The sequence below is a fragment of the Fictibacillus marinisediminis genome (assembly GCF_023149135.1).
In the GTDB taxonomy this organism is placed as follows: Bacteria; Bacillota; Bacilli; order Bacillales; family Fictibacillaceae; genus Fictibacillus_C; species Fictibacillus_C marinisediminis.
On record NZ_JAIWJX010000002.1, the window covers coordinates 3,203,754 to 3,226,749 of the forward strand.

A 22,996-nucleotide genomic window follows, 5' to 3' on the forward strand; every position below is an offset into this window, starting at 1 on the left:
TTGAACCTGCAAAGATTTTTCTCTGCAGAGTTGCAACCATTAATTGCTTGCTGGCGGTGTATCTTCTTTCTTTGTTACTTCCACTTCCCTTATGGCTTTCCAGATGGTGAGCACAGAGTAGATGAGAAGAAGAATTCCGGGAACGATCATCAATAAAGTGGTTCCTTTTTTGGATTGAGCAAATTCCATCCCGTATCCTACATAAGGAACGGTGAAGCCTTTGTACTGAGCGACTACATTGTTGGCAAGCACTGGCTCCAAGTCAGGGGCATCATTGTTATCGCCCTTTGTTACATAACTTGTGTTTGCCCCGCTGCCTTTTACTTTGTAAATTCTGTGGGTAATCAATTTATCTTCAGAAGCCTTGAAGGTGATGACGTCGCCTTTTTTGAAGCGGGTCATGTCTCCTCCTGGCTTAACTGCTATGATTGAGCCTGTATGGATACCTGGTTCCATGGATCCTGATAAGACTGTTTTTAGTTGATATCCCAGAAAGTTAGGAGTTCCTCCTGATGCTTTTGACGAGATGACTACAAATCCCATAAACAATAGAGTTGCAAATAATACAGTTGTAACAATATTACTTAGCCATTTTTTAATTTTGATTGTCTTCATTACGATCACCTTCCTTTGGTTCTGGAACTTCCACTTTTTGATCTATCGATTTTTGCTCGGCATCTTTATTTACATTTTCTTTGTCCTGTTCAGCTTCATTGGTGTTACTATCTGTTGCTGGGTCAGGTTCTTTCGTTTCATCCTTAACTTCCGCGGGCTTTTCAGCTGGTTTTTCCTCTGTTTTGTCTTTTCCTGAATCGTCAGATGCCGGTTTTTGTTCCTTTTCTGTCTCGTTCTCTACATTTTCTTTTTTGGCATCTTTATTTTCATCTTTACTTTTATCTTCATCAGTATTTTGTTCACTACATCCAGTTACAGTAATGCCATCACTCCAAAGTTCTCCGTTACCAGGATGTCCTGGTCTCTGGAACGCTTTAAACATATAAACGCCATTTTTCGTTGGTAAATATGTAAGGGTTTCTTTTTGGTTCTTCGTTAGGGCATCCATTTGTCCGGTGTCGACTTTACTGCCACCCTTTGGATTTCCTTTTTCAGCCCACCAAACTTCATATTTAACGGGGCCTTGCATTATTTCACCCTTATTTACTATTACAGCGCTAATGTTGCTGCATGAAGAATCTTTAGAGGCAGATAGAAACTCCAGTGAGCTTTTATCCCACTTTCCATCCTCGGTCTCCCAGGTCCCGGCCTGTATCGTTCCGCTAACATTTGATGTATCATTAAAGTAGGCATTTGTAGTTCCGGTCAGGCCGTAAAGGGAGTACATGAGTGAATAAAAAATAATGCCAACTTGTAAACTTAGAACAAATACCCAATTCTTTTTTCTGAATTTCCTCAGCCGTTTGCTTCTGATGTTGTCTCCCTCCTTTTCCTAAGGACTTAGACGTTTCTGAGAATCTTGCGGTTCTTTTTAACGAACAACTCGTGTTCAGTATAGAACGAATTTACCATTTAAAAAACCTGTGAATTTGGTTATTTTTGTTCTTTTTAACGTACAAATGACCTAGTTATCTTCTTAAATCGCTCGTTTTCTTAATCTTTCGTTATTTTTAAAGAACGATTCGTTCATTTTATAGAACGAATGTGATTTTGCTCTTGAAATCCCTGCTCAATCGCCTAGTATGGAGGGAGGAGGAAACGCTTACTATGAAAAAAATAACCATCATTTCAAGTATCTGTGTTGTCATCTTGCTGCTGGTCCTTATTCCTGTTCTAAAAAACAAACCGGCTCAGGAAAGAAAAACGGAGCCTGCAAGCAGCGAGAGGCAAAATAAGGACAACATTAAAAAAACAACGGATAAACCGCCAAAAAAGAAGGAACCTCAAGAGACCGTCCACACGGCAACGGTCGGGGCGGTTGGGGATATTCTCATTCATGACCGGGTATACAATAAAGCAAAAAAACGTGACGGGTCCTATGACTTTAATCCGATGCTGAAAGAGGTAAAACCCTATTTGGAGAAGCCGGATATTACGGTGGCCAATCAGGAGACGATGATTGGCGGGGAAAGGATCGGATTATCCTCCTATCCTTCCTTCAATTCACCTCAGGAAGTCGGGGATGCGCTGAAGAAGAACGGTGTGGATCTGGTCACGATTGCGAACAACCATACGCTGGATCGAGGAGAGAAAGCCATTTTAAGCGCGATCAACCATTGGAATGAGATTGGCATGCCGTATACAGGTGCTTTTCAATCATCCAAGGATCAAAGGATCATCCGTATTCTGAAGCGAAATCAGATCACCTTCTCTTTTTTGAGCTATACCTTTGGAACGAATGGCATCCCTGTACCTAAGGGCAAACCGTATCTTGTTAACCTGATCGATGTGAAAAAGATGAAAGCAGACCTTCATCAGGCAGAAAAAATTTCTGATGTTGTGGTGATCAGTCTCCACTTTGGGAACGAATACGAGCGGATGCCAAATGAGGCACAAAAAGAACTTGTCCATATGGCAGCGGATTCAGGTGCGGATATCATCATCGGGCATCATCCTCACGTGCTTCAGCCGGTTTCCTGGATAAAGAAAAAGAACGGAGAGCGGGCATTCGCAGCATATTCTCTTGGCAACTTCTTTTCCGGACAGACAGGCCCTTATAAAAACATCGGGGGAATGATGGATATCAAGGTGAAGAAGATTCAAAGAGGAAATAACGTTAAAATCGAGCTTGAAAACCCTGCATTTCTCCCAACCTGGGTTGACCGATCATGGCATGTTCATCCGATGCAGGACGTAAAAACGCAAAAAAAACAGTATCGTGAAATAAAAAAACATATGAACCAATATGTGCCTGAACTGCAGTTTTCATTTTAATAAGAGAAGGAGACCCGGTCTGATCTTAACTTCACCCCGATACAATTGGGGGAAGATCAGGCTAGGGTCTCCTTTTTATGCTTCGCCTTTTGATTTCGGGCTTTTTGTATCGCGCTTTGGAATATCATCTGCGAACTTATCGTCAGAGAACTCTACGTCTGTCATGCTTTCTGTCGGGGTTTGATTGTTCTTGGCGGCAGCATCTTTGGAATGTTTTCTTTTAGCCATCTGGTATCGTTCCTCCTTTTAAATTCCTATATAGTGTGTGAAGAAATGAAGGATCTGATTCCAAAAGAAAAAGCATTCCGAGTAGGAACGCTAATCGCCAATGGCTTTGCTGACACAATGGTCGCAAACGGCTATTTGTCTTTCTTCCCAGCTGATAAGCTCATTGTTGCAAACCATGCAATGCTCGGACTGCATAGCCCGTTGATCTCCTTGCTGGTTTTCTTCGTTCACAAAGTCCATGATGGAATCCGCCTCCTTCTCCCTAGTATATTCAAAAAAGAAGACTGCTTATTCTATACTATTGTTTGATATTTCCGACAAAAATCCTGCTTCCTCTAACATTATTTTTAAAAAGTAAGCTATGTTTGCTGCCTCTGTTCAATAAAGGAGAAGCTCCCCTTTTTGCAGAATGTTTTGTTCTTATACAGGAGGAATAGGATATGACCCGACTTATAAACAAAACAACATTAAAAGCAAGACTGAAAAATTATATGACGGCGTATGACCGATTAGGCTATTTTAATGGCTCTGTGCTTGCAGCATATAAAGGAGAAATTTTGATTCATGAAGGATATGGTTCGGCCAGCCGGACGTTCAACATACCAAATTCACCCCAAACCCGCTTTCCGATCGCTTCCCTGACCAAAAACTTTACGGCAGCGGCTATCCTTTTGCTTGAGGAGCAAGGTTTAATGAAACTCGAGGATACCGGAGCACTTTTTATAGAGGGACTCACCTATGCTAAACAAGTGACCATTCATCAGCTTCTTTCCAACACATCTGGAGTATCCGATTTTACCTCCATGCAGAATTATTGGACAAAAGAGATGAGGCTTCCCGCAGATATTACTGGACTGATCCATAGAATCAAAGACAAACCTCTTGAATTTGAGCCTGGTTCTCAATACAGTTATTGCAACTCAAATTACATTTTACTGACAGCAATTATAGAAAAGGTTTCAGGACAATCCTATACCCATTTTCTTCAGGAAAATCTTCTAAAACCCTTTGGCCTTATGAATACCGGTGTATTGGACGGAAGAACCATAGTTCAAAATTTGGCAGCAGGTTATACGGTAAATAAAGACTTTGTGAATCCTGATTATATTGATATGAGTTTTCCGCTTGGGGCATATGGTATGTATTCTACTACTGAAGATCTGTTTAGGTGGACGGAAGCGTTGTTTTCCGGAAAGGTATTGAATAAAAGGTCGCTAAAAAAAATGCTCACACCCTGCCAAGGCAATTATGGATATGGCTGGGGTTTTGATAATATTGGTGAAACTGCGGCTGCCTGTCATTTTGGTGATGTGAACGGATATTGTGCTGAAATGCTGAAAAGCCTGGATGGAGAGATCACGGTGATCGTCATGAGCAATTTTAATTTAACCCCTGTTACAAAAATCAATCGTGACCTGGCAAAAATATTACTGCATGAAGAAGTACGAAGTCCAGTATTTTACGAAGAACGAATTAGGGAGACTGAGATTTCTGCAACTGTACAAGGAACGTATTCTTCTAAAACGAATGATGTCTCTTTAACGCTTGAACAGGATGGAAGGACATGGCTCCTAACCATTCCAAAAAGGTATGGAGTTCCTTATACAATCCCGTTACTTCTTGTATCTAAAACAGATGCTGATTATGAATTCATCTCCAGCTTCACACCTGAAAGAGTGAAAGTGATAATGAATGAGGAGAACAAAGAAATCATCGTAATCCACGAGGACACGGACGGAATACAAACTCATTATACAAAAATAGAAAGAAGCAGCTGACAAACCAGCTGCTTCCTTTTGTTATGTTATTTATAGGTTGGTTTCAATTGTCGTTGATAAAGAGTGATCAGTTCATCAAGCTCTTGGCTGATTTTTACGATGGCAGGGTCTGAGTAACTGTTTGCCGATCGGCATGACTGATGTAACTTTTCCTTAACTTTCTCCATCTGGTCGCAGACGGATTGAAGATTACAATTCACGGGCACTTCTTTCCTTTCCTTACCGAATAGAGTATAAACTACCCTTAACTATAGTATCGGTCCATCTGGGAAAATTTACATGTACTTTTTAAGGTTTTTATAAATATTTTTGATTTTTTTCCTTACATGATCATTGTTTCTTAGTCCCAGCTAAAGCGCTCTTCCTTCCAAGGATCTCCATACATATGATAGCCATTTTTCTCCCAAAAACCTGGCGTTTCCATCGGCAGAAATTCAATGGCACGGAGCCACTTCGCACTTTTCCAGAAATAGAGATGCGGAACCACTGCACGGAGTGGATACCCATGCTCCGGCGTTAACGATTGTCCATTGTGTGTATGAGCCAGCAAGCTGGTCTCCTTTAAAAAATCATCCAAAGGAAGATTGGTTGTCCATCCTTCTTCTGCATGCAGAAGGACGTACTTGGCCAAGGGATGAATACCGATGTCTTTTACAACTTCTTTAACAGCTACTCCTTCCCATGCGTTATCCAATCTGGACCAGCCGGTGACACAATGGATATCATTCGTGGGCGATGATTTCGGAAGTGCCATAAGCTCCTCGTAAGTAAAAGTTGCCGGGTTCTCCACCATTCCGTAGATTTTCAGATCCCATTCACTTAAATCCTTGTAGTAAGGAACATTACCATAATGAAGAACAGGCCAGCGGGTGGTAACATTCTGATTCGGCGGCACCCTCTCATTATCCTTTTTCTTCGTTATTTTTCCAAAAAACATGTGATGCACCTCCAATAATATCAATATGTAAACCTTATTTAAAAATTAAGTTGACAATAGTCTGTCCTCTGAATTACCATCAATATAGATAAATTACCACATGAGGTGAACCTAATGAAGTTTAGAGCGATTGATCTAACTCTGGCCGCCATGTTTGCGGCATTGATGGCAGTAGGAGGTAATATTACAGCATGGATTCCTGCCCTCGTCTTTGGGCAAGTGCCTGTCACCCTTCAAACCTTCTTTTGCATTTTGGCCGGCCTGCTGCTCGGAAGCCGTCTCGGCGCTGTATCGATGATCGTATATACACTTGTCGGACTGGCTGGTGCTCCTGTGTTCGCAGGATTCTCCGGGGGGCCTTCCATCATTTTCAAACCAACCTTCGGCTTTATTTTATCATTCATTCTTGCCGCTTATGTAGCAGGAAAAATTCTTGAGATGGCGAAAAAACCAAGCCTGCCGGTTTTCTTTCTCGCTTCCTTTGCCGGTTTGATCGTCAACTATTTTGTCGGCACTACTTTTCTCTATGCCGCACTGACAAACTGGGCAGCTGTTGAAGGTGTCACCTATCTTAGCACTTGGAAAGGAATGCTTCTGTTCCTCCCAAAAGACGTGATCCTGACTGCAGTTACCGCTGTAATCTCACCGCGAATTTATAAGGCAGTCGCTAAAAATCGCCGCAGCACATCGAATTCAAACGCAGCTTAAATACAAAGAGGTACCTCCTGAATGCAGGTGGTACCTCTTTTTTATGCTGCTTAACCCAACATCCAGTAAGAAAGTTTTATCGAACAAAAAATTTTGACAATTATAGGATGAATCGAATATATTATAACCAGTGGTTAGTAACCAATGGTTAGGAGTGATGTTTTATGGCAAACAAGCAAGAACTGCGTTCGGAAGAAACCAAGAAAAACATCCTTGAAGCAGCTGGAAAACTTTTTGGCAAGCGTGGCTACGAAGTAGTAACGATAAGAGAGATCGCAAAAGAAGCCGGATGCTCGCACACAGCCATCTACCTCTATTATAAAGACAAAGAATCGCTGCTCCACCATTTAGCGATGCCGCTCTTACAGGAGCTTAAACTGCAGCTGGAGGATATCTCTCATCGCCAGGATGCGGGAGGTTCTGCTAAATTAAAATCCATCTGCCGGACCTTTATTGAATTTTGTCTCCTGCATCAGAGTATGTACACCACATTTATCACTGCCGGCTCTTCCAGAGTGGATGAACAAAATCCAAAACTGCAGATCAACAAAGTCCGGATTGAGCTTTTTCAGCTGTTAATGCGTGTATTGAAAGATGTGCTCGGTATTTCTGATAATGAACAATCCCTTGCCTTTGCCCGTATACTTTTCTACAACCTGCACGGCATTATTAGTACCTACCTCAATCATAAAGAGCCTCTTCAAGAGCTCCTTGTGCGTCTTTCACCCACCTTTGAACAAAGCGTAGAAGCCCTTTTTCTCGGTTTTCATGAAATCATAAAACAAGGAGCGAATAACCATGAAAGTTGAACAGATTTCCCCTCATATTTGGAGCCTGAAAACATGGATGATCATACCGATCCATGTTTGGGCTGTTCGCGGTAAAGAAGGAATCACTCTTGTAGACGCAGGAATTCCGATGATGGCGAAAGGAATATTGAATACGATAAATCAGCTGAATGCCGGTCCTCTGCAAAGGATATTGCTGACACACGGCCATTCGGATCATACCGGATCTATTTCAGCCATCCTGAAGGATCATGATATTCCGGTATTCGCCCATTCACTTGAAATTCCTTATCTGGAAGGTGACCTTGCCTATCCCCGCAGAAAGAAGCCTGTTGCATCGGTCTCAAAGGGCATTACCCAGCCCTTGTCTGCTGGAAACGAAGGTGAACTGGAACTCATTCATGGACTAAGACCCTACCTGACTCCAGGGCACTCTCCAGGCCACACCGTTTATTACCACGAAGAAGATCAGGTACTTCTCGCTGGTGATCTCTTCACGTCCAAGAATGGAAGACTGAAAAAGCCGATGCCCATGTTCACGGCAGATATGGAAGAAGCCTTCAAGAGCAGCTCCATTGTCAGCCAGCTCAACCCGAAACGTCTTGAGGTTTGCCACGGAGACACCGTTCTTCATCCCGAAGCACAGATGGCTGACTATCGTTTAAAGGCACGAATTCAATAAGAAAGCGGGGAAGCATTATGGCCATATTGGGGCCCTTTCTATTAGGTGTGCTTTTTTTATCAGAGCTCTTTGTATTGGGAGCCTTTGGATACTGGGGATTTCACATGGTCAGCGGATTTTCGAAATATGTTCTCTGCCTAGTTGCTCCGCTTCTGGTTGCAATCTTTTGGGGAATGCTTCTTTCTCCAAAAGCATCTATTCCGATCCCTATTTCTTTGCGTACCCTGCTTCAGCTCACTGTTTTTGCTGCTGGTGCCTTTGCGCTTTATACCTCCGGACACTCTAAATCAGCCCTTATTTTTTTCCTGATCGCCAGCATTGATCTTTTGCTCATCCGGTTTTTTAGATTATAAATTCTTTAGTCCCTATTTTCTTCATAAAAAATCCCGAATAATGAACGTTTTTTAGTGTCCATCATTCGGGATACAGTACATACCTAGGCTAGGTTAGAATACGTTTTTTAATAACGCTACGATAGTAAATACAATAATTAAAATAGGTATCGCTAAAATGATGTACCAAAAAATTCGTGCTGCCAATGATTTCTTTTCGCTCATAAAGAAGAACCCCTTTACGGTTGTATCATAAGTATTGTCCTTATTTTAATCAATATGCAGCAGTTGTGTCCATTTCCTTGCACCCGAAAAAAAGAGCCCTTCACCATTTTGAAGAACTCAAAAAGAAATTTAGGATTTATGTGTTTCTAAAAACTGCTTGCCGTACTCTCCATGGTGATGGATGGTGGCGTGTTCAATCTGAACGGTTGTATGTTTGAGTTTGTATTTGTCCTTCAGCATCTCATTAATGGCAAGAATGACACAGAACGGCTGAATGTTTTCATTAATGAAAACATGGGCGGTAAGAGAATGGTGATCACTGGTCACTGTCCATAGATGCAGCTCATGAACATCTTCTACCCCTTCTACTTGATAAATATCCGCTCGGATCGCTTCCAGATCCAAACCTTCTGGAACAGATTCCATAAGGATCATGTAGGATTCTTTTATAATCTTGTAGCCGCCTGTAAAGATAATTCCGCCGATGATCAAGCTGATCAGAGGATCAAAGAAATATAGATCGGTAAATTTAATGAGAACAGCAGAGATAATAACCCCGATAGAGCTCAGCAAATCTCCGATAAAATGCCAGAGAGCACTTTTTACATTTAAGTTTTCCTCCTCCTTCATGCTTCGGCTTAGGACAATGGTCAGCACAAGGTTCACGGTGAAGCCGATTACTGCGATGATCAGCATCAATTTAAAGTCGATTGTTTCCGGCTTGATAAAACGCTTGATGCCTTCAATAAAAATACCAATGGCAATGATGGCCAGGGCAAGCCCATTCAGAAAGGAAGCGATGATTTCAAAACGCAAAAAACCAAAAGTGAATCTGGCATTCGGCTGCCGGGTAGCGAGGTAAATCGCCAGCATGCTTAAACTGAGTGCCAGCACATCAGAAACCATGTGGGCAGAATCCGATAATAGTGCAAGTGAGTTGGAGATCAGCCCGCCGATTACTTCAACGATCGTAAAAAACAGGGTCAGCAAGAGGGTAATCCACAACGTCTTCTTTGACCGACTCTGCACTTTTACATGTGGGAGATGGTGATAGTCGTAATCAGCCATTGAACAATCCCCTTTCCTTTATGTATTTTAAAATGATTATAAAGTAATAATAATTATATTATATTACAACTCCTGGAATTCTGCAATCCTCTTTTTCTTTTCAGAGTATGTAAAAAAAGCATGACAGGTGCCATGCTTTTTCTTGCTGTATTATTTGAAATTCATCGCCAGCCTGGCCAATGTCCGTACCATGACCCCGGTAGCTCCTTTTGGACCGAGGTTCGATGGCTTGGAGGAATATGCTGTACCCGCAATGTCCAGATGGACCCAAGGGGTCTTCCCAGCGAATTCCCCGACAAACAGCCCACCGGTAATCGCGTGGCCTAAACGTCCTGTGGAGTTATTCAGATCGGCTACATCACTCGACCTCAGCATATCCTTAAAGGGCTGATGGCTCGGCAGAAGCCAAAGGAGTTCTCCTTCATGTCCTGCAGACTGGCTCACCTGATTGAAAAACACTTCATCGTTCGTAAGAGCTCCAGTTGTACAATCTCCCAACGCAACTACGACACCACCGGTTAATGTAGCCACATCCACCAGATAGTCAGCACCCATTTCTTTTGCATAGGTGATGGCATCCGCAAGAATCAGTCTTCCTTCTGCATCAGTATTACGGACTTCAATCGTTTTCCCGCTGAGTGAAGTAAAAACATCTCCAGGCTTCATCGCCTTTCCGTTAATCAGGTTTTCACTGGACGGAATAACAAAAAGGATGTTGGTCTTGGGTTTCAGCCGGCCCACTGCTTCCATCGCGCCAAGCACAGATCCGCTTCCTCCCATATCACTTTTCATTTCATGCATGTTGGCACCCGGCTTGATGGAATAGCCGCCTGAATCAAACGTCAGACCCTTGCCTACAAGGGCAAGAACATGATCCCACGTGTCCCTTCCTTTGTATTTCACTGTGATCATTTTGGGGGGCTCATCGGAACCTTGTGACACGGCAAGGATCGCTCCCATGCCTAGCCGTTCCATATCCTCCCTCTCCAGAATCTCATATTCCATCCCGTATTTGATGGCAATCTCCATCGCTGCCCGGGCGAGGTCTTTCGGAGTCAATAGGTTGCCGGGAGTGTTCACAAGATTGCGTGCTGTATTGATTCCTGCACCAAAAGCATGGCCTGTCGAAAGCCCTGTACCTGTCTGGCTGTCCGAACTGTATACCGTAATCTCTTTCAGCTTTTTATCTCTTTCATTGGAACGTTCCTTATAGTTTTCAAAGGCATAGCTGCCCGCCACGACTGCTTCTGCAAAGGCGTGGGCAAGTTTCTCAGAAGACAGTTTGCCGCTTTCAAAGGTTTCCAGAACGATGGCGGCTTTTTCCCGCTTTTCCCGCTTCAGCATCTGAACCGCTTTACCGAACGCCTCTCTTATGCTCTCATAATTTGCTTCCGACCTCCTTCCTAATCCGATAAAATACAGCCGTTTGGCACCCACGATGCCAAACGTATGGAGCTTTGTGACTGATTTTGCAATCGCGGAAACATCTCCTTCCCGCAAAAGCTCGGTGATATGGCCATTAAAGGCCTCATCAAGTAAGGCAGCAATTCCATCCAGTTTTTTGTGATCGGACCAGATGCCGATCAACAACGCATCTTCCGCATTGTCTTTATTCCAATTTGCCTTTACGGTGAACATGCACATCCTCCTTTTGCACGGTATGTTAATGTCAGTTTATTCTTCCTCAAGGTCATTTAGTAGCAGGATCAATTCTGGAAAAGCCGGCAGTTTATCCGCATCCTCAAAAGCGACACTGTCCATCTCATGAGGTATTCTTTTCAAACAGGCTTCAATAAAACGATACACTTCTTCAAGATCTATTCCCCAATAAAAAGGCCGATACTCTTGGAGGTAGTTGTGGGCGGCCTGCATCATGGCTCTTGCTCCTTTTATATTTCCATACTCATAATGGTAGATCGCTACCGTCATCTGCAGCAGCCCTTTTAGAAAATAATTTCTCTTATCCGTCATCCACATTTCCTCCAGCAGATCATGGCACATATAATAATCTCCCTCATTGAACGAAATGAAAAACTCATAGTATTCCATCGGATAATCCATCTGTTCTCCGCCATCCCTTCCCTATTATGATAACAGAAGGTACATTCTCTCCCTTCGAATGACGTCATTCATGGCAGAACAATAAGATTGCAAACAATAAAAAAAGGGTATTATGAAAGCATTAGAACAACCTTATCTCGATACATTGTAGAAAAAGGCTGCGAGGAGACGATCTATGGACCTATTATTCAATTTTCCTTTACTTGCTTCCTTATTAGGAATATTAATGGCTCAATTCTTGAAAATACCGATTACCTACCTGGAGACAAAACAAGTGAGATGGGATTTGTTTATCAGTACAGGAGGCATGCCTAGTTCTCACTCCGCTGCTGTTACAGGGCTTGCAACAGGAGTTGCTCTCAGAGAAGGCCTTGGCAGCTCTATTTTTGCCGTTGCTGCTATGTTTGCCATTATTGTTATGTATGATGCGAAAGGAATTCGATGGCATGCAGGAGAACAGGCTGCCGTATTGAATAAGTTAGTAACTGATTTCCGGGAACATGTGGAAGTCAGCCAAGCAATGAAAAAAACTGACGTGAAAGAAAAGCACAAACAATTAAAGGAGCTTCTGGGACACCAGCCGGATGAGGTATTCTATGGCGCACTGCTCGGAATTATCCAAACACTGATTGTATACTGGCTTTTCTTCGTTCTTTAAGGGGTGACGATTCATGAGATTGATATCTATTTGTCCGAGCAATACAGAGCTTGTTGATTATCTTGGGTTAACTGAACAGCTGGTGGGGGTTGATGACTTTTCCGACTGGCCTGAACGGGTGCGTACCTTGCCTCGGCTCGGCCCTGATCTATCCATAAATATGGACATGGTCGAGGAACTTAAACCGGATCTCGTGATTGCCTCCTTAAGTGTTCCAGGTATGGAAAAGAATATAGAAGAACTGAAACGGCGCAATCTTCCGCATGTAGTTTACAACCCCAATACGCTTGAGGATATCGCTGGGGATTTAAAAGATTTGGGCAGAAGGACCGGCGTGGAGAAGCGTGCCGACTATCTCGTTTCTCAATATAAAGAAACCATTAATGAATTTCAGGCGTTTGCAGCTGGAATAAAGGAGAAAAAAAGGCTGTACTGGGAATGGTGGCCCAAGCCCGTTTTCACACCAGGAAAGCTGAACTGGCTTACTCAGATCTCACACCTTGCCGGAGCTGAGAACGTGTTCGAAGACGTTGAACTGGCAAGTGTTCAAACAACCTGGGAGGATGTAATTAAACGTGATCCTGATGAGATCTGCATCGCTTGGGTGGGGGTAAGAAAACAGAAAGTAAAACCGGAGCTTCTGGAGAAACGCCCTGGCTGGGCCGATCTTAGAGCAGTAAAGGAGAACAAGGTACATATCCTTGAGGAACATCTATTCTGCCGGCCATCACCAAGGCTGATTGACGGTTTGAAGAAACTGCATCAAGTGCTGTGGAAACAGCCAGCCCGTACAGCAAAGTAATTCATAATACAATATAAAAGCTTCAAGCCAGCGGGCTCGAAGCTTTTTCAATACAATTGTTTTCGATAGAACTGCATGGATTTTTTTTCATTCCACGTTTTGAGCTCCTGCTCGGTCACTTTCCCTGATCCTTTTTGAATCACGTAGACCTTTAACGTCTTTTTGCCCCATTTTTCATAGACGTCTTTCGTGGTCTCATAGTATAGGTCTATTCTTTTTCCCTTAATGGCTGAACCCGTATCAGCCACTACACCAAACCCGTAATCGGGAATGAACAGAATCGTGCCGATGGGGAAAACAGCGGGATCTGCGGCAATCGTGGAATAAAGATCACGTTTTACCTTTAACCCCGATTTTGTGATCCCATAAGCGGGATGAGTTTTATTTTTTCCAGTGGACTCTATCCCTGCAGTATAGCCTGTAGCTGTAACCGTTACTGAGGGGTAGGGAGTTACATCAAAATGATCAAATGGGGATGCTGCGGTTTCTGCTTCCGGCTCTGTTGTTACAGTAAACTCCCTATCCCAGAATGATGGAACATTCTCAAGGGCTCCGGCAATATACTTTGCCAATTCAATGTTCAATGAACGCAACAATCCATCCTGCTTAACTTTCTGTTCGGAAGATGCCCAATCGGATACATCCTTAGCCTCAACACCTGAGATTGAGTGCAAGGTCGTAAGCAGAGCAAGGATAAACATAGCTGTCATCATAAGCCGTTTTATGGCAGTAGGTATAAAACGCAAACTTTCACTCCTCTCTAAAACGTAGTATTTTCCAAGAGAAGTGAGTTTTATACCGCAGAAGGGGCTTCAGCCCGGCAACGAGCATAAAAAAAAGAATCTTCCTTTAATCATAGAAGATTCTAGAACATTTGATAGCCTCTGACGCGCAGCATCTTGATGGCCATACCGGCAAAAATCGCTCCGATCATTCCGCTAACCAGGATGCAAATGTCTACAGCCTGAAGATGGATAAAGTCCTGGCCGAGTTCTGCAAAACTTTTTCCGGGACTTGAAAAGTATTTAAAAAATTTAACATGATCGATAATCATAATCACGACAACCGGATAAATAACAGCCATAATCCATGTTGAACGCAGAAGCATGTTTAAAAGGAAACCGATTCCAAAGAAAAGAACGATAAATAATAGCATGGAAATAAATAATTGCGGTAAGTACATTCCTTCACCCCCATATTCAAAGCTAGTTTACTGAAATAGGGGATTAAAGTCAATATAAGGATAAAGAAAAAGGAGCACCGCATCGCAGTGCTCCTTCCTTCTTTATCTCTCTCTTTTTCCGCTTCCACAGCACTCTTCACAAGTTTCAGAGCCACCTAGAAGAAGCTGGAAATACCCCTTGCCTTCACAATATTGACACTTTTCCTGTGCTTTTGTTCTTGTTGACGATTTCATAAGATGACACTCTCCTTGTTTGAATTTTCTGATAATATATCAAGAATCCAAAAACTTGAAAAGTGAGCATTTCCGCCCATATCACCCATGTAAGCGTAAACATTTTAATTTATCATTAAATATGTCCAAATTCCATACAATTTCAACGATTATCAAAAATTTTATAAGAAGTATAGCCGAAAATATCTCCAGGATTTAAATGCTCATTAACGGTTTCTTTTTTCTCATTGAGAAAATGGTGGACCATCATGGAAGTAACCGGATCATCCCTTAATTCCTCCGGAGTGAGAAACCGTGCTTCTTCAATCTCTTCTTGCTGAGGACGGATTTCTCCTCCTATATGCTCCAGCAGAAAAACGACCATATTGTCACTGATTTCGTTCTTTATGACACCGGTTCGTATACCGACCACGTTCACTGCCCTGCTCTGAATCCCTGTTTCTTCTTTCACTTCTCTAACAGCCGCCTCATCCACCGTTTCACCCGGATTCACAAACCCTGCAGGAATGGACCACTTGCCTTTTAGCCCGCCATACTTCTTTTTTACAACGAGGCATTTGCCGTCATGGATGACCATCCCTGCCGCTGCCAGCCAGACACTTCCTCTCTTTTTATTCGTACTCATAAAATACCTCCTTTAAAAAAGCTTATATGGTTGATTTACATTCCTATCATGCATCGCATACTGATGCTTGAAAGAGTCACTTTAGTATTTTCCACTCTTAAGAAGGGGTGTGATAGCTGGCGATTCAATCACTATTCCAAACCAAAAAAAAGAGCAGACGCCCCGAAGGACTTCTGCTCTCATCATATCATGGTGTCATTTATTAAAATAATTTAAGCTTTCCTTTTTTGATGACCATTGGTACTCCGCCAAGCAAGAAAAGGTAACGGTTATCGATGACTTTTTTCATCGCAGATGCTGTTGAACCAAATAGTTTTTTGTTTCCAACGACACCGATTGCTTCACCTTTACCAAGAGAAGCTACAGTACCTTTAATATCCGGTTTGAACTCTTCCATCTGTCCTCCGCCATTAATGAGCGTTTTCAGGTTACGGCCGATTGTATAAGCCTGCTGAATAGCGATTTGAGCTGTTGGAGGGTAAGGACGGTTAATTTCTTCATTAATAATAAGAGCACAGTCTCCAGCTACAAAGATATAGTCATATCCTGGCATGCGAAGGTCTTTCTCTACTTTTACACGTCCGCGCATTGTTTCAAAGCCAGCTTCTTCTACTAAGTGGTTACCGCGTACTCCGCCAGTCCATACAACAGTAGCTGCTTTAATTTCTTCACCGGAAGCAAGAAGAACTCCGTCTTCGTTACATTCTTTGATCGGTGTGTTTACAAGGAATTCAACACCGCGGCGTTCAAGATTATTGATTGCGTACTCAACGAGCTCTTCGTCAAAGCCTGGAAGAACATTAGGAGCCGCTTCAATATTAACGATACGGACTTTTTCACGGGGAATATCGTATTCTTTGCAAAGTTCAGGAACACGGTCAGCCAGTTCACCGACAAACTCGATTCCTGTAAATCCAGCACCGCCGACAACGATGTTGATTAGTTCTTGTTTTTGTCCTTCGTTGTTGTAACGAGCAAAGTTATATTCGATGTGCTCACGGATTTCACGAACAGAGTTGATGCTGCGAATGCTGAACGCATTTTCTTTCAAACCCTGGATGCCGAATGTTTCTGGGTCTGAACCAAGAGCAATGATAAGGTAGTCGTACGTTAGCTCGCCATTTGCAAGAATCACACGCTTCTCGTCTTTCTTGATCTCAACGACTGTATCTTGTACAAAGTTGATTTTGTTCGTGTCGATAATGTCATCAATCATGATGCGTGTTTTATCGTGGTGCAGCGTACCTGCCGCATTTTCATGAAGCCATGTGGTTTGGTAGTGATAGTTGTGCTTGTTCACAAGCGTAACATCCGCATTGTTTAAACCAAGCTCTTTTTCCAGGCGGACAGCTGACATCATCCCGCCATATCCTCCACCAATAATTAATATTTTTGGCTTGCTCATATGATCACTTCCAGTTCAGATTTTTTATAGTTTGACCTAACCAATAAGGAAATATGATAGACAAAAAGTTTGTGACGTATTTCACGTAGTAGGATAAAAATAAAGACGAAAACTGTCACAATTCCCCCATGTTTTTTCCTATTTTATCTTAGTCCTTTTCTTCTTATATTTCAACCGTTTTTTGAAAAAAAGACATAATCAGTTGACACAGTCTCCTTACCTATTGTATAAATACAGCCCCTTACAGAACAGCCATCGTCAAAGAAGGCACATTGGTGGTATTATTCTTTCCTTTCCCTCTTATTCTTACTATAATGGAGGGAAGAATGAAAATATTCTCGGGGGTGGAAGTATGACAGAAGAAAATCTGTATGATGTTACGATAATTGGCGGAGGTCCAACAGGATTGTTTGCAGCCTTCTATGGGGGAATGCGCCAAATGAAAGTAAAGATCATTGAAAGCATGCCACAGCTCGGAGGGCAGCTCGCTGCCTTATATCCCGAAAAATACATATATGATGTAGCCGGATTTCCAAAGATTCTCGCCCAGGAGCTTGTGAATAACCTAAAAGTCCAGGCAGAGCAGTTCAACCCTGAAATTGTGCTTGAAGAATCCGTTCAAAACGTTGAGAAAAAAGAAGAACATTTTGAACTGACAACAGATAAAAATAAACACTATTCCAAAGCGGTCATCATCACAGCCGGTGTAGGAGCTTTCCAGCCAAGACGGCTGGAGCTTGACGATGCCAAAGCTTTTGAAGGAAAGAACCTTCATTATTTCGTGAATGATCTTCAGGCGTTTGCAGGTAAAAAAGTTTTGGTTGCAGGCGGCGGTGACTCTGCGGTTGATTGGGCACTTATGCTTGAGCCTGTTGCTGATGAAGTTATACTCACTCATCGGCGTCCCAAGTTCCGCGCACACGAACATAGTGTAGAACAGCTGCTGAGCTCAAACGTAAAAATCAAAACTCCATATCAGATCAAAGAACTCGTGAATGACGGCGAAAAGATAACCCATGTCATTCTGGAAAACGAAGAGGTGGAAGAAAAAGTTGAAGTCGATGCCGTTATCGTCAACTATGGATTCGTTTCTTCACTCGGGCCGATTAAAAATTGGGGACTTGAGATTCAACGCAACTCCATCGTCGTAAATTCAAGAATGGAGACGAACACCAAAGGAATTTATGCTGCAGGAGACATCTGTTCATATGATGGAAAAGTAAAACTGATCGCTGCAGGCTTTGGTGAAGCACCTACCGCTATTAACAATGCGAAAACTTATATAGACCCAAAAGCAAAAACCCAGCCACAGCACAGCACCAGCTTATTTTAATGACTAAGAGCCGGCTGTTTAGTGAAACAAATGAAGCGCCAGAAAAGCAGATGGGAATAAGCTTGCTTATATCCTTCTGCTTTTTAAATTGACTAACAGAGCTAATTGTAAAAGGAGGAATAAACGTTTATGAATCGCCAATGAACCGAAGATGAACTTTACGTTGCTGAACTGCTGCAGGATCTTCAGCGTAAGATCGGATCACTGCACATAACAGATGAGGCGTTTCTTGAAAATGTTCAGGCAGCCCTCCCTGAGCTCAAGCAGCTCTTGGAAAAAGTCGAAGGATCACTGGAATAAAGTGGTTCTTGGTTTTGCCGTGGTATGTATGCTACAATGACATCAGCAGACAAGTGCTGCTCATAAACCCATAAATATAACCCGGTGTCGGCACACCGGGTTTTTTTTCTACATAAATAAGGAGATTACAAATGAACACATTCATCATCATAGGAATTGTTTTCTTTATACTCGGTACCGGATTAATGATGGCAAGCAGCCGGAATGCCGGCAGAAAAAAGTGGATGTATATCGGGTTTTCCGTCTTATCTGACCTTATCGGCCTTTTCTTTCTTCTGTATTTGGGGAACTAAAAATCTTTTATGAAGGTGGTTAGCAGCAAGCTAAACACCTTTTTTCCTTTTTCATCTCGTTTCCGGATCATTATTTCTTTTTGAAATAGTTCTTCATTGATTGTTATGGCTTCATAATCCACTGTTGCTTCCTGACCTTTAACGTAATCTTCATATGTCTTTTGCAGATAGGCTTCCGCTTCTTCCTTTGTATTGAACTCAATCTCTACCGTAAGACCTGGCCTCCCTTTGGATTGCCTGCGTATTTCGATTACATACTTCATTTATGACACACTGCAGTAAAGCAGCACCCACAGAATATTGATCAGCAAGATTCCGAGCCATCCCCCCATTGTATGACCCGCTGCCATAACGAACAGAACCGAAAAGCACGCCAGCAGCCACGACAATTTGTTTCCCATGAATCGTAAATGAAGGTTCATCATCTCCACTTTTTTCTCTCCCTTTACTGGTTGATTTTTTTCAAGTGGTATAAACATATTCTTTGCTGCCGGTAAAATTGCACACAGAAAAGCGAAAGTGCCCTGCTAAAGTCCGATAACGAAGACACGGCTCATGTTTTTATGAGCCAATGTCACACTTATGCCCTGTGGGTACAAGCGCTGGAACTCATACACAGCAAAACGTCATATGTGTTGAGTGTAAGAGTGAAGACAAAAAAACCTCCCAGTCAGCCATCAACGGCTAACGGGGAGGTTTTTTCTGTATGATTAGCACTCTTCAGGGGTACCAGTATTGGTTGCGGTTTTAAATGAAGAACCGCATCCGCATGAAGCGATAGCGTTCGGATTATTGATTGTAAATCCTCCGCCCATCATGTTCTGCTTAAAATCAACCGTTGTACCATTTAAAATCTTGGCACTTTCATCATCTACAACAATCTTAAGGCCGTTAATCTCCTCTTTATGATCATTGCTCTGGGTTTCTTTATCAAAGCCCATGCCGTATGAGAGGCCGCTGCATCCGCCGCCTTTTACACCGACACGAAGAAAAAGTCCTGATTCCTCTTCAGCTGCAAGCATCTCTTTAATTCTGCCTACAGCAGCATCTGTAAAGTTTACGATCATCTCTGTACACTCTCCTTCATTGAAGGTTTTATAACTATATTATACAAGTGCAAACCTAAACTCTCAAGGTTTAGGCTTACTCCTTAAAATGAATTTTCTCTTTCAATCTTTAATATGAGGTTATGGGTTTCATCAATTTTACGGCTATAGCTCAATACATGGGGATGATTCAGACCAAATAGATCAGCCGTTTTAATCATCTTTTGGCGGAGCACTTCTATCTGCTCATTATATTGGATTAGCCGTTCGCAATCAGCTACATTCATCACGTGCAACACTCCCTGGTTCAATACCTGGTGGTTCCATTATTCTACTTCATCTTCAATTTTTTTACAATATAAGACGCTCAATATTATGTATTCTGCTATATTTCCACCCTTTTGTCTTTATTATTTTTAAAAAGTAAACAATCCTTAACGTTTGTTACATGAACGTGACATTGAAGGTAAATTGTTCCTTCCTTGTCCTCCCATATAAATGAGCGTATAATAGACTGCGTATTCTTCGGGCGTTTTTCCTAGCCCAAGAAAAAAAGCTTTTAATCAAAAAGTTTGATTTCGCGGGATTCTTTCCTGCACAATAGAACGTATATACATATTAATTGAAACGGGGGAAAAGTAATGGCAATCATTACACAAGAAGCAAAAATTCATGACATTGCTGAAAAAATCCGTAACGGTGAACGACTTTCAATTGAGGACGGCCTTTTTTTATATGAAACCAACGATATACTAGGTGTCGCTCAACTGGCGAATGAAGTGAATTCGAAGAAAAACGGCGATAATGTTTATTTTATTGAAAATATGTACATTAACCCAACCAATGTATGCGAAGCAACTTGCAGCTTCTGCGGTTTCAAGCGGAAACCTGGTGAAGAAGGCGCCTACACAATGAACGAAGAACAGCTGCTTGAGTATGTTGAAAAGCGATGGAATGATAATATCCGCGAATTCCATATTGTCGGGGGCCATAATAATGAAGTGCCTTTTGACTACTATCTGGACACTATTCGTGTTCTGAAAAAACATTATCCAAATGCTGCAATCAAAGCCTATACAGGGGCAGAAATTGAATTTTTCGCACGCATATCCGGTTTGTCCATGAAAGAAGTATTAGAGGAGCTTGTTAAAGCAGGACTGGACACAATGCCAGGAGGCGGTGCAGAAATTCTGACTGAACGCTATCGTGAAAAAATGAGTCCGGATAAAGCTTCTACCGATCAATGGCTGGAAGCCCATGAGATTGCTCACGGTCTTGGACTTCGCACTCATGCAACCATGCTGTACGGATCTATTGAATCAAAAGAAGAACGTTTGATTCATATGGACAGACTTCGAAAGCTTCAAGATCAAACAAACGGATTTATGGTGTTCATTCCGCTTGCGATGCAGCCAAGAACAGCTTCCATGGGGCTTACCCGCCGTACGTCAGCTTTTGATGACATGCGCACGATCGCTATCAGCCGCTTGATGCTCGATAATTTTGACCATGTTAAAGCGTACTGGATCAACATCGGTGTACAATTAACACAGATGGCCTTGACTTTTGGTGCTGATGACATTCACGGAACTTTGATTGAAGAAAGAATTTCTCACTCTGTTGGTGCCCTCACTTCTCAAGGCATTACGCGTAAAGAATTGGTGCATTTAATAAAAACAGCCAACAAGAAACCTGTTGAACGCGATACATTCTATAACATCATCAAAGAATATTAAACAAAAACTGCCGGAAGCTTCCGGCAGTTTTTGTTTAAAGTAAATTCACGGAAGTAATGTCTAGCTTCAGCGCCCCAGTCCTTGAGGGCGCTTGAGCTTTTCTTCCTATCTTAATTTTTCTTCTGTCCAGAAGTAATCATCATCTGCGTTTAAAATGGTCAGCTTGCTGTGGCAGCATGGCATGACCAGCAGCTGCTTGATGCCTTCCTTTGCACTGTTCAGCTTTTCTTCAGAAAATGCCGTCAGCACATTGGACTTATGGCAGAACGGGCATTCATTTATATAGATATCGTCCATCATTTTATCGTAAGGCCAAGAATTCTCAAATGTCAGCATAACCACTGGCTTCTTTCTCAGAACAGCCAGGTTTCCCCTCCTTGCATATAGTATTTCCTACCTATTGTATACCAGAAGGCCAAGCATCTGTGTGATTTCTTTTACCCCGCTCTTTCCAAACCGTAACCTTTTCCCTCTCTGTTTGATCCACTAAACTTTTGTAAGTCAAAATGGTTCCCAAATTCCTTTTTATGCAGTATAATAAGCAATGTATTCTACAAAAAAATAGCGATCCATCTTCGGGGCAGGGTGAAATTCCCGACCGGCGGTATTTGAAGATTCCCTCTTCATCAGCCCGTGAGCTCATGAGAAGAACTGAAACGCATCGTTTCGTTGCTTCTTGTCTGCTGATCTGGTGTAATTCCAGAGCCGACAGTAAAGTCTGGATGGGAGAAGATGACGGTGCATCGTTCAGTTCTTTTACAATAAAGAGATCTATTGTAAAACGACTGAGCCCTCGCTCAGCTGCATTCTAAGGACATACCGTTCTTAAAATGTTTATTTGATGATGCCTGACACACTCCCTTAGCTTCTATAAAAAGCTAAGGGTTTTCTATTGTTGTCAGGGGTGCACTGCATTTGAAATCAGAGATGGCGCAACAAAAGGAGAGATTTCAACATGCAAAAGGGAAAAGTGTATAAAATGGTGGCTGTTTCCATGCTAAGCAGCATTGCGTACGTATTACAGTTATTGGATTTTCCCTTTCCGGGTCTTCCATCATTCCTGCAGATTGACTTCAGCGAAGTCCCTGCATTGCTTGCAGCGATTGTCTTCGGACCGCTCGCAGGAATTGCCGTTGAAGCAATTAAGAACTTCCTTCATTACGGAATTGTCGGCAACCTGACAGGGGTTCCAGTTGGAGAACTGGCAAACTTTATCGCTGGATCGATCTTCATTGTTCCTGTGTCCTATTTCTTCCGCAAATATCGTACAACGAAGGGCTTATCCGCAGGGTTGGTCAGTGGAACAGTCTTAATGACGTTAGCGATGGGGGTATTGAATTATGTGCTGATTCTTCCCGCTTACACATGGTTCCTGAACTCACCGCAAATGTCCGGTGATGCGATGCTGAACCTGATCTTAGTAGGGATTGCACCGTTCAATGTGATCAAAGGATTACTTATCACAATTTTATTCATTGTGTTATATACAAGGATTCAGCCTTGGCTGAATAGACAATATCAGCATTCTTAAAAAATGCAGAAAAAGCTGGCTCACTCGATGAGCCAGCTTTTCTATTGATCCATGCAGTTTACATAAAGTTTGATCGCACAGTAAATGTAACGTTTTGGCCAGTATTTCTTTCATTTCCGCCAGTAAAATCTGTTTTTGGCCAGTAAATGCATTT

At 42.4% G+C, this 22,996-nt stretch carries 31 protein-coding genes and 1 riboswitch; of the genes, 12 read left to right on the forward strand and 19 right to left on the reverse strand.

Annotated features, from left to right (window positions below; all coding sequences use genetic code 11):
• Positions 1–39: 39 nt before the first annotated feature.
• Both sipW and tapA read right to left on the reverse strand, forming a co-directional pair.
• The gene (sipW, locus tag LCY76_RS17065) at positions 40–615 is read right to left on the reverse strand and encodes a signal peptidase I SipW (RefSeq protein ID WP_248253619.1); all 576 of its coding nucleotides are present in this window, start codon (positions 613–615) and stop codon (positions 40–42) included.
• A complete protein-coding gene (gene tapA, locus LCY76_RS17070; RefSeq protein ID WP_336606284.1) occupies positions 596–1,429 on the reverse strand; it encodes an amyloid fiber anchoring/assembly protein TapA in 834 nt (277 codons plus the stop codon). Before tapA ends, sipW begins: the two co-directional genes overlap by 20 nt.
• 293 nt (positions 1,430–1,722) lie before the next feature.
• Here tapA and LCY76_RS17075 point away from each other — a divergent pair, with 293 nt between their 5' ends.
• Positions 1,723–2,889, forward strand: coding sequence for a CapA family protein (locus LCY76_RS17075; RefSeq protein ID WP_248253620.1), 1,167 nt, complete (start codon positions 1,723–1,725; stop codon positions 2,887–2,889).
• 75 nt (positions 2,890–2,964) lie between these two features.
• Here LCY76_RS17075 and LCY76_RS17080 read toward each other — a convergent pair whose 3' ends face one another.
• On the reverse strand, positions 2,965–3,117 hold the full coding sequence (locus LCY76_RS17080) for a hypothetical protein (RefSeq protein ID WP_156316334.1): 153 nt from the start codon (positions 3,115–3,117) through the stop codon (positions 2,965–2,967).
• A gap of 90 nt (positions 3,118–3,207) precedes the next feature.
• A complete protein-coding gene (locus tag LCY76_RS17085) occupies positions 3,208–3,357 on the reverse strand; it encodes a hypothetical protein (protein ID WP_248253621.1) in 150 nt (49 codons plus the stop codon).
• A gap of 200 nt (positions 3,358–3,557) precedes the next feature.
• Here LCY76_RS17085 and LCY76_RS17090 point away from each other — a divergent pair, with 200 nt between their 5' ends.
• A complete protein-coding gene (locus LCY76_RS17090) occupies positions 3,558–4,895 on the forward strand; it encodes a serine hydrolase domain-containing protein (protein WP_248253622.1) in 1,338 nt (445 codons plus the stop codon).
• Between the two features lie 26 nt (positions 4,896–4,921).
• Here LCY76_RS17090 and LCY76_RS17095 read toward each other — a convergent pair whose 3' ends face one another.
• Both LCY76_RS17095 and LCY76_RS17100 read right to left on the reverse strand, forming a co-directional pair.
• Entirely contained in the window at positions 4,922–5,095 is a 174-nt protein-coding gene (locus LCY76_RS17095) for an aspartyl-phosphate phosphatase Spo0E family protein (RefSeq protein ID WP_248253623.1), read from the reverse strand.
• 140 nt (positions 5,096–5,235) lie between these two features.
• Positions 5,236–5,832: a sulfite oxidase-like oxidoreductase gene (locus tag LCY76_RS17100; RefSeq protein ID WP_248253624.1), complete on the reverse strand. Its 597-nt coding sequence runs from the start codon at positions 5,830–5,832 to the stop codon at positions 5,236–5,238.
• A gap of 114 nt (positions 5,833–5,946) precedes the next feature.
• Here LCY76_RS17100 and LCY76_RS17105 point away from each other — a divergent pair, with 114 nt between their 5' ends.
• The 4 genes from LCY76_RS17105 (at position 5,947) to LCY76_RS17125 (ending at position 8,363) form a co-directional block, all read left to right on the forward strand.
• Entirely contained in the window at positions 5,947–6,540 is a 594-nt protein-coding gene (locus tag LCY76_RS17105; protein ID WP_248253625.1) for a biotin transporter BioY, read from the forward strand.
• A 164-nt stretch (positions 6,541–6,704) separates the two neighbouring features.
• Positions 6,705–7,349 carry a TetR/AcrR family transcriptional regulator gene (locus LCY76_RS23905; protein ID WP_272885632.1) on the forward strand — a complete coding sequence of 215 codons (645 nt, stop codon included), beginning with the start codon at positions 6,705–6,707 and terminating at the stop codon, positions 7,347–7,349.
• Positions 7,339–8,010, forward strand: coding sequence for an MBL fold metallo-hydrolase (locus LCY76_RS17120; RefSeq protein WP_248253626.1), 672 nt, complete (start codon positions 7,339–7,341; stop codon positions 8,008–8,010). The genes LCY76_RS23905 and LCY76_RS17120 overlap by 11 nt, the downstream gene beginning before the upstream one ends.
• 17 nt (positions 8,011–8,027) lie before the next feature.
• Positions 8,028–8,363, forward strand: coding sequence for a YrdB family protein (locus LCY76_RS17125; RefSeq protein WP_248253627.1), 336 nt, complete (start codon positions 8,028–8,030; stop codon positions 8,361–8,363).
• Positions 8,364–8,696: 333 nt separating this feature from the next.
• On the opposite strand, the gene LCY76_RS17130 is transcribed toward LCY76_RS17125, so the two are convergent.
• The 3 genes from LCY76_RS17130 to LCY76_RS17140 form a co-directional block, all read right to left on the reverse strand.
• Positions 8,697–9,635 (reverse strand): cation diffusion facilitator family transporter, encoded by a 939-nt coding sequence (locus LCY76_RS17130; RefSeq protein WP_248253628.1) that lies wholly within the window; start codon positions 9,633–9,635, stop codon positions 8,697–8,699.
• Between the two features lie 150 nt (positions 9,636–9,785).
• Entirely contained in the window at positions 9,786–11,273 is a 1,488-nt protein-coding gene (locus LCY76_RS17135) for a leucyl aminopeptidase (protein WP_248253629.1), read from the reverse strand.
• A 36-nt stretch (positions 11,274–11,309) separates the two neighbouring features.
• Positions 11,310–11,696, reverse strand: a complete 387-nt coding sequence (locus LCY76_RS17140) for a DUF309 domain-containing protein (RefSeq protein ID WP_248253630.1) — start codon at positions 11,694–11,696, stop codon at positions 11,310–11,312.
• 175 nt (positions 11,697–11,871) lie between these two features.
• Here LCY76_RS17140 and LCY76_RS17145 point away from each other — a divergent pair, with 175 nt between their 5' ends.
• Positions 11,872–12,354 carry a divergent PAP2 family protein gene (locus LCY76_RS17145; RefSeq protein WP_053357326.1) on the forward strand — a complete coding sequence of 161 codons (483 nt, stop codon included), beginning with the start codon at positions 11,872–11,874 and terminating at the stop codon, positions 12,352–12,354.
• Positions 12,355–12,367: 13 nt separating this feature from the next.
• Positions 12,368–13,156: a cobalamin-binding protein gene (locus LCY76_RS17150; protein WP_248253631.1), complete on the forward strand. Its 789-nt coding sequence runs from the start codon at positions 12,368–12,370 to the stop codon at positions 13,154–13,156.
• Positions 13,157–13,203: 47 nt separating this feature from the next.
• Here LCY76_RS17150 and LCY76_RS17155 read toward each other — a convergent pair whose 3' ends face one another.
• From LCY76_RS17155 to LCY76_RS17175, 5 genes are all read right to left on the reverse strand, one after another.
• Entirely contained in the window at positions 13,204–13,869 is a 666-nt protein-coding gene (locus LCY76_RS17155) for a 3D domain-containing protein (RefSeq protein WP_248254710.1), read from the reverse strand.
• 152 nt (positions 13,870–14,021) lie between these two features.
• Complete coding sequence (locus LCY76_RS17160; protein WP_248253632.1) at positions 14,022–14,339, reverse strand: YuiB family protein; 318 nt, start codon at positions 14,337–14,339, stop codon at positions 14,022–14,024.
• A 102-nt stretch (positions 14,340–14,441) separates the two neighbouring features.
• On the reverse strand, positions 14,442–14,573 hold the full coding sequence (locus LCY76_RS17165; RefSeq protein WP_175501778.1) for a YuiA family protein: 132 nt from the start codon (positions 14,571–14,573) through the stop codon (positions 14,442–14,444).
• A gap of 142 nt (positions 14,574–14,715) precedes the next feature.
• Positions 14,716–15,198, reverse strand: coding sequence for an NUDIX domain-containing protein (locus tag LCY76_RS17170; RefSeq protein WP_248253633.1), 483 nt, complete (start codon positions 15,196–15,198; stop codon positions 14,716–14,718).
• Positions 15,199–15,400: 202 nt separating this feature from the next.
• Positions 15,401–16,603: an NAD(P)/FAD-dependent oxidoreductase gene (locus LCY76_RS17175; RefSeq protein WP_248253634.1), complete on the reverse strand. Its 1,203-nt coding sequence runs from the start codon at positions 16,601–16,603 to the stop codon at positions 15,401–15,403.
• Between the two features lie 352 nt (positions 16,604–16,955).
• On the opposite strand from LCY76_RS17175, the gene LCY76_RS17180 reads away from it, so the two are divergent.
• Together LCY76_RS17180 and LCY76_RS17185 are read left to right on the forward strand one after the other, a co-directional pair.
• A complete protein-coding gene (locus tag LCY76_RS17180; protein ID WP_248253635.1) occupies positions 16,956–17,936 on the forward strand; it encodes an NAD(P)/FAD-dependent oxidoreductase in 981 nt (326 codons plus the stop codon).
• Positions 17,937–18,367: 431 nt separating this feature from the next.
• Positions 18,368–18,529 carry a hypothetical protein gene (locus LCY76_RS17185; RefSeq protein ID WP_156316331.1) on the forward strand — a complete coding sequence of 54 codons (162 nt, stop codon included), beginning with the start codon at positions 18,368–18,370 and terminating at the stop codon, positions 18,527–18,529.
• Here the strand turns inward: LCY76_RS17185 and LCY76_RS17190 are convergent.
• The 4 genes from LCY76_RS17190 to LCY76_RS17205 all read right to left on the reverse strand — a co-directional run bounded on the left by LCY76_RS17190 (position 18,526) and on the right by LCY76_RS17205 (position 19,862).
• Positions 18,526–18,792 (reverse strand): hypothetical protein, encoded by a 267-nt coding sequence (locus tag LCY76_RS17190; protein ID WP_248253636.1) that lies wholly within the window; start codon positions 18,790–18,792, stop codon positions 18,526–18,528. The genes LCY76_RS17185 and LCY76_RS17190 overlap by 4 nt on opposite strands.
• Positions 18,793–18,960 (reverse strand): hypothetical protein, encoded by a 168-nt coding sequence (locus tag LCY76_RS17195; RefSeq protein ID WP_248253637.1) that lies wholly within the window; start codon positions 18,958–18,960, stop codon positions 18,793–18,795. It lies immediately after the preceding gene.
• Positions 18,961–19,239: 279 nt separating this feature from the next.
• Entirely contained in the window at positions 19,240–19,596 is a 357-nt protein-coding gene (locus LCY76_RS17200; protein ID WP_062233218.1) for a HesB/IscA family protein, read from the reverse strand.
• Between the two features lie 83 nt (positions 19,597–19,679).
• Entirely contained in the window at positions 19,680–19,862 is a 183-nt protein-coding gene (locus tag LCY76_RS17205; RefSeq protein ID WP_248254711.1) for an aspartyl-phosphate phosphatase Spo0E family protein, read from the reverse strand.
• Positions 19,863–20,216: 354 nt separating this feature from the next.
• Between LCY76_RS17205 and mqnE the strand changes: the two genes are divergently transcribed.
• Complete coding sequence (mqnE, locus tag LCY76_RS17210; RefSeq protein ID WP_248253638.1) at positions 20,217–21,311, forward strand: aminofutalosine synthase MqnE; 1,095 nt, start codon at positions 20,217–20,219, stop codon at positions 21,309–21,311.
• A gap of 105 nt (positions 21,312–21,416) precedes the next feature.
• Here the strand turns inward: mqnE and LCY76_RS17215 are convergent, their stop codons facing one another.
• Positions 21,417–21,647: a hypothetical protein gene (locus tag LCY76_RS17215; RefSeq protein ID WP_053357316.1), complete on the reverse strand. Its 231-nt coding sequence runs from the start codon at positions 21,645–21,647 to the stop codon at positions 21,417–21,419.
• A gap of 231 nt (positions 21,648–21,878) precedes the next feature.
• A riboswitch (FMN riboswitch) is annotated at positions 21,879–22,049 on the forward strand.
• Positions 22,050–22,266: 217 nt separating this feature from the next.
• On the opposite strand from LCY76_RS17215, the gene LCY76_RS17220 reads away from it, so the two are divergent.
• The gene (locus tag LCY76_RS17220) at positions 22,267–22,842 is read left to right on the forward strand and encodes an ECF transporter S component (protein ID WP_053357315.1); all 576 of its coding nucleotides are present in this window, start codon (positions 22,267–22,269) and stop codon (positions 22,840–22,842) included.
• Positions 22,843–22,996 lie beyond the last annotated feature (154 nt).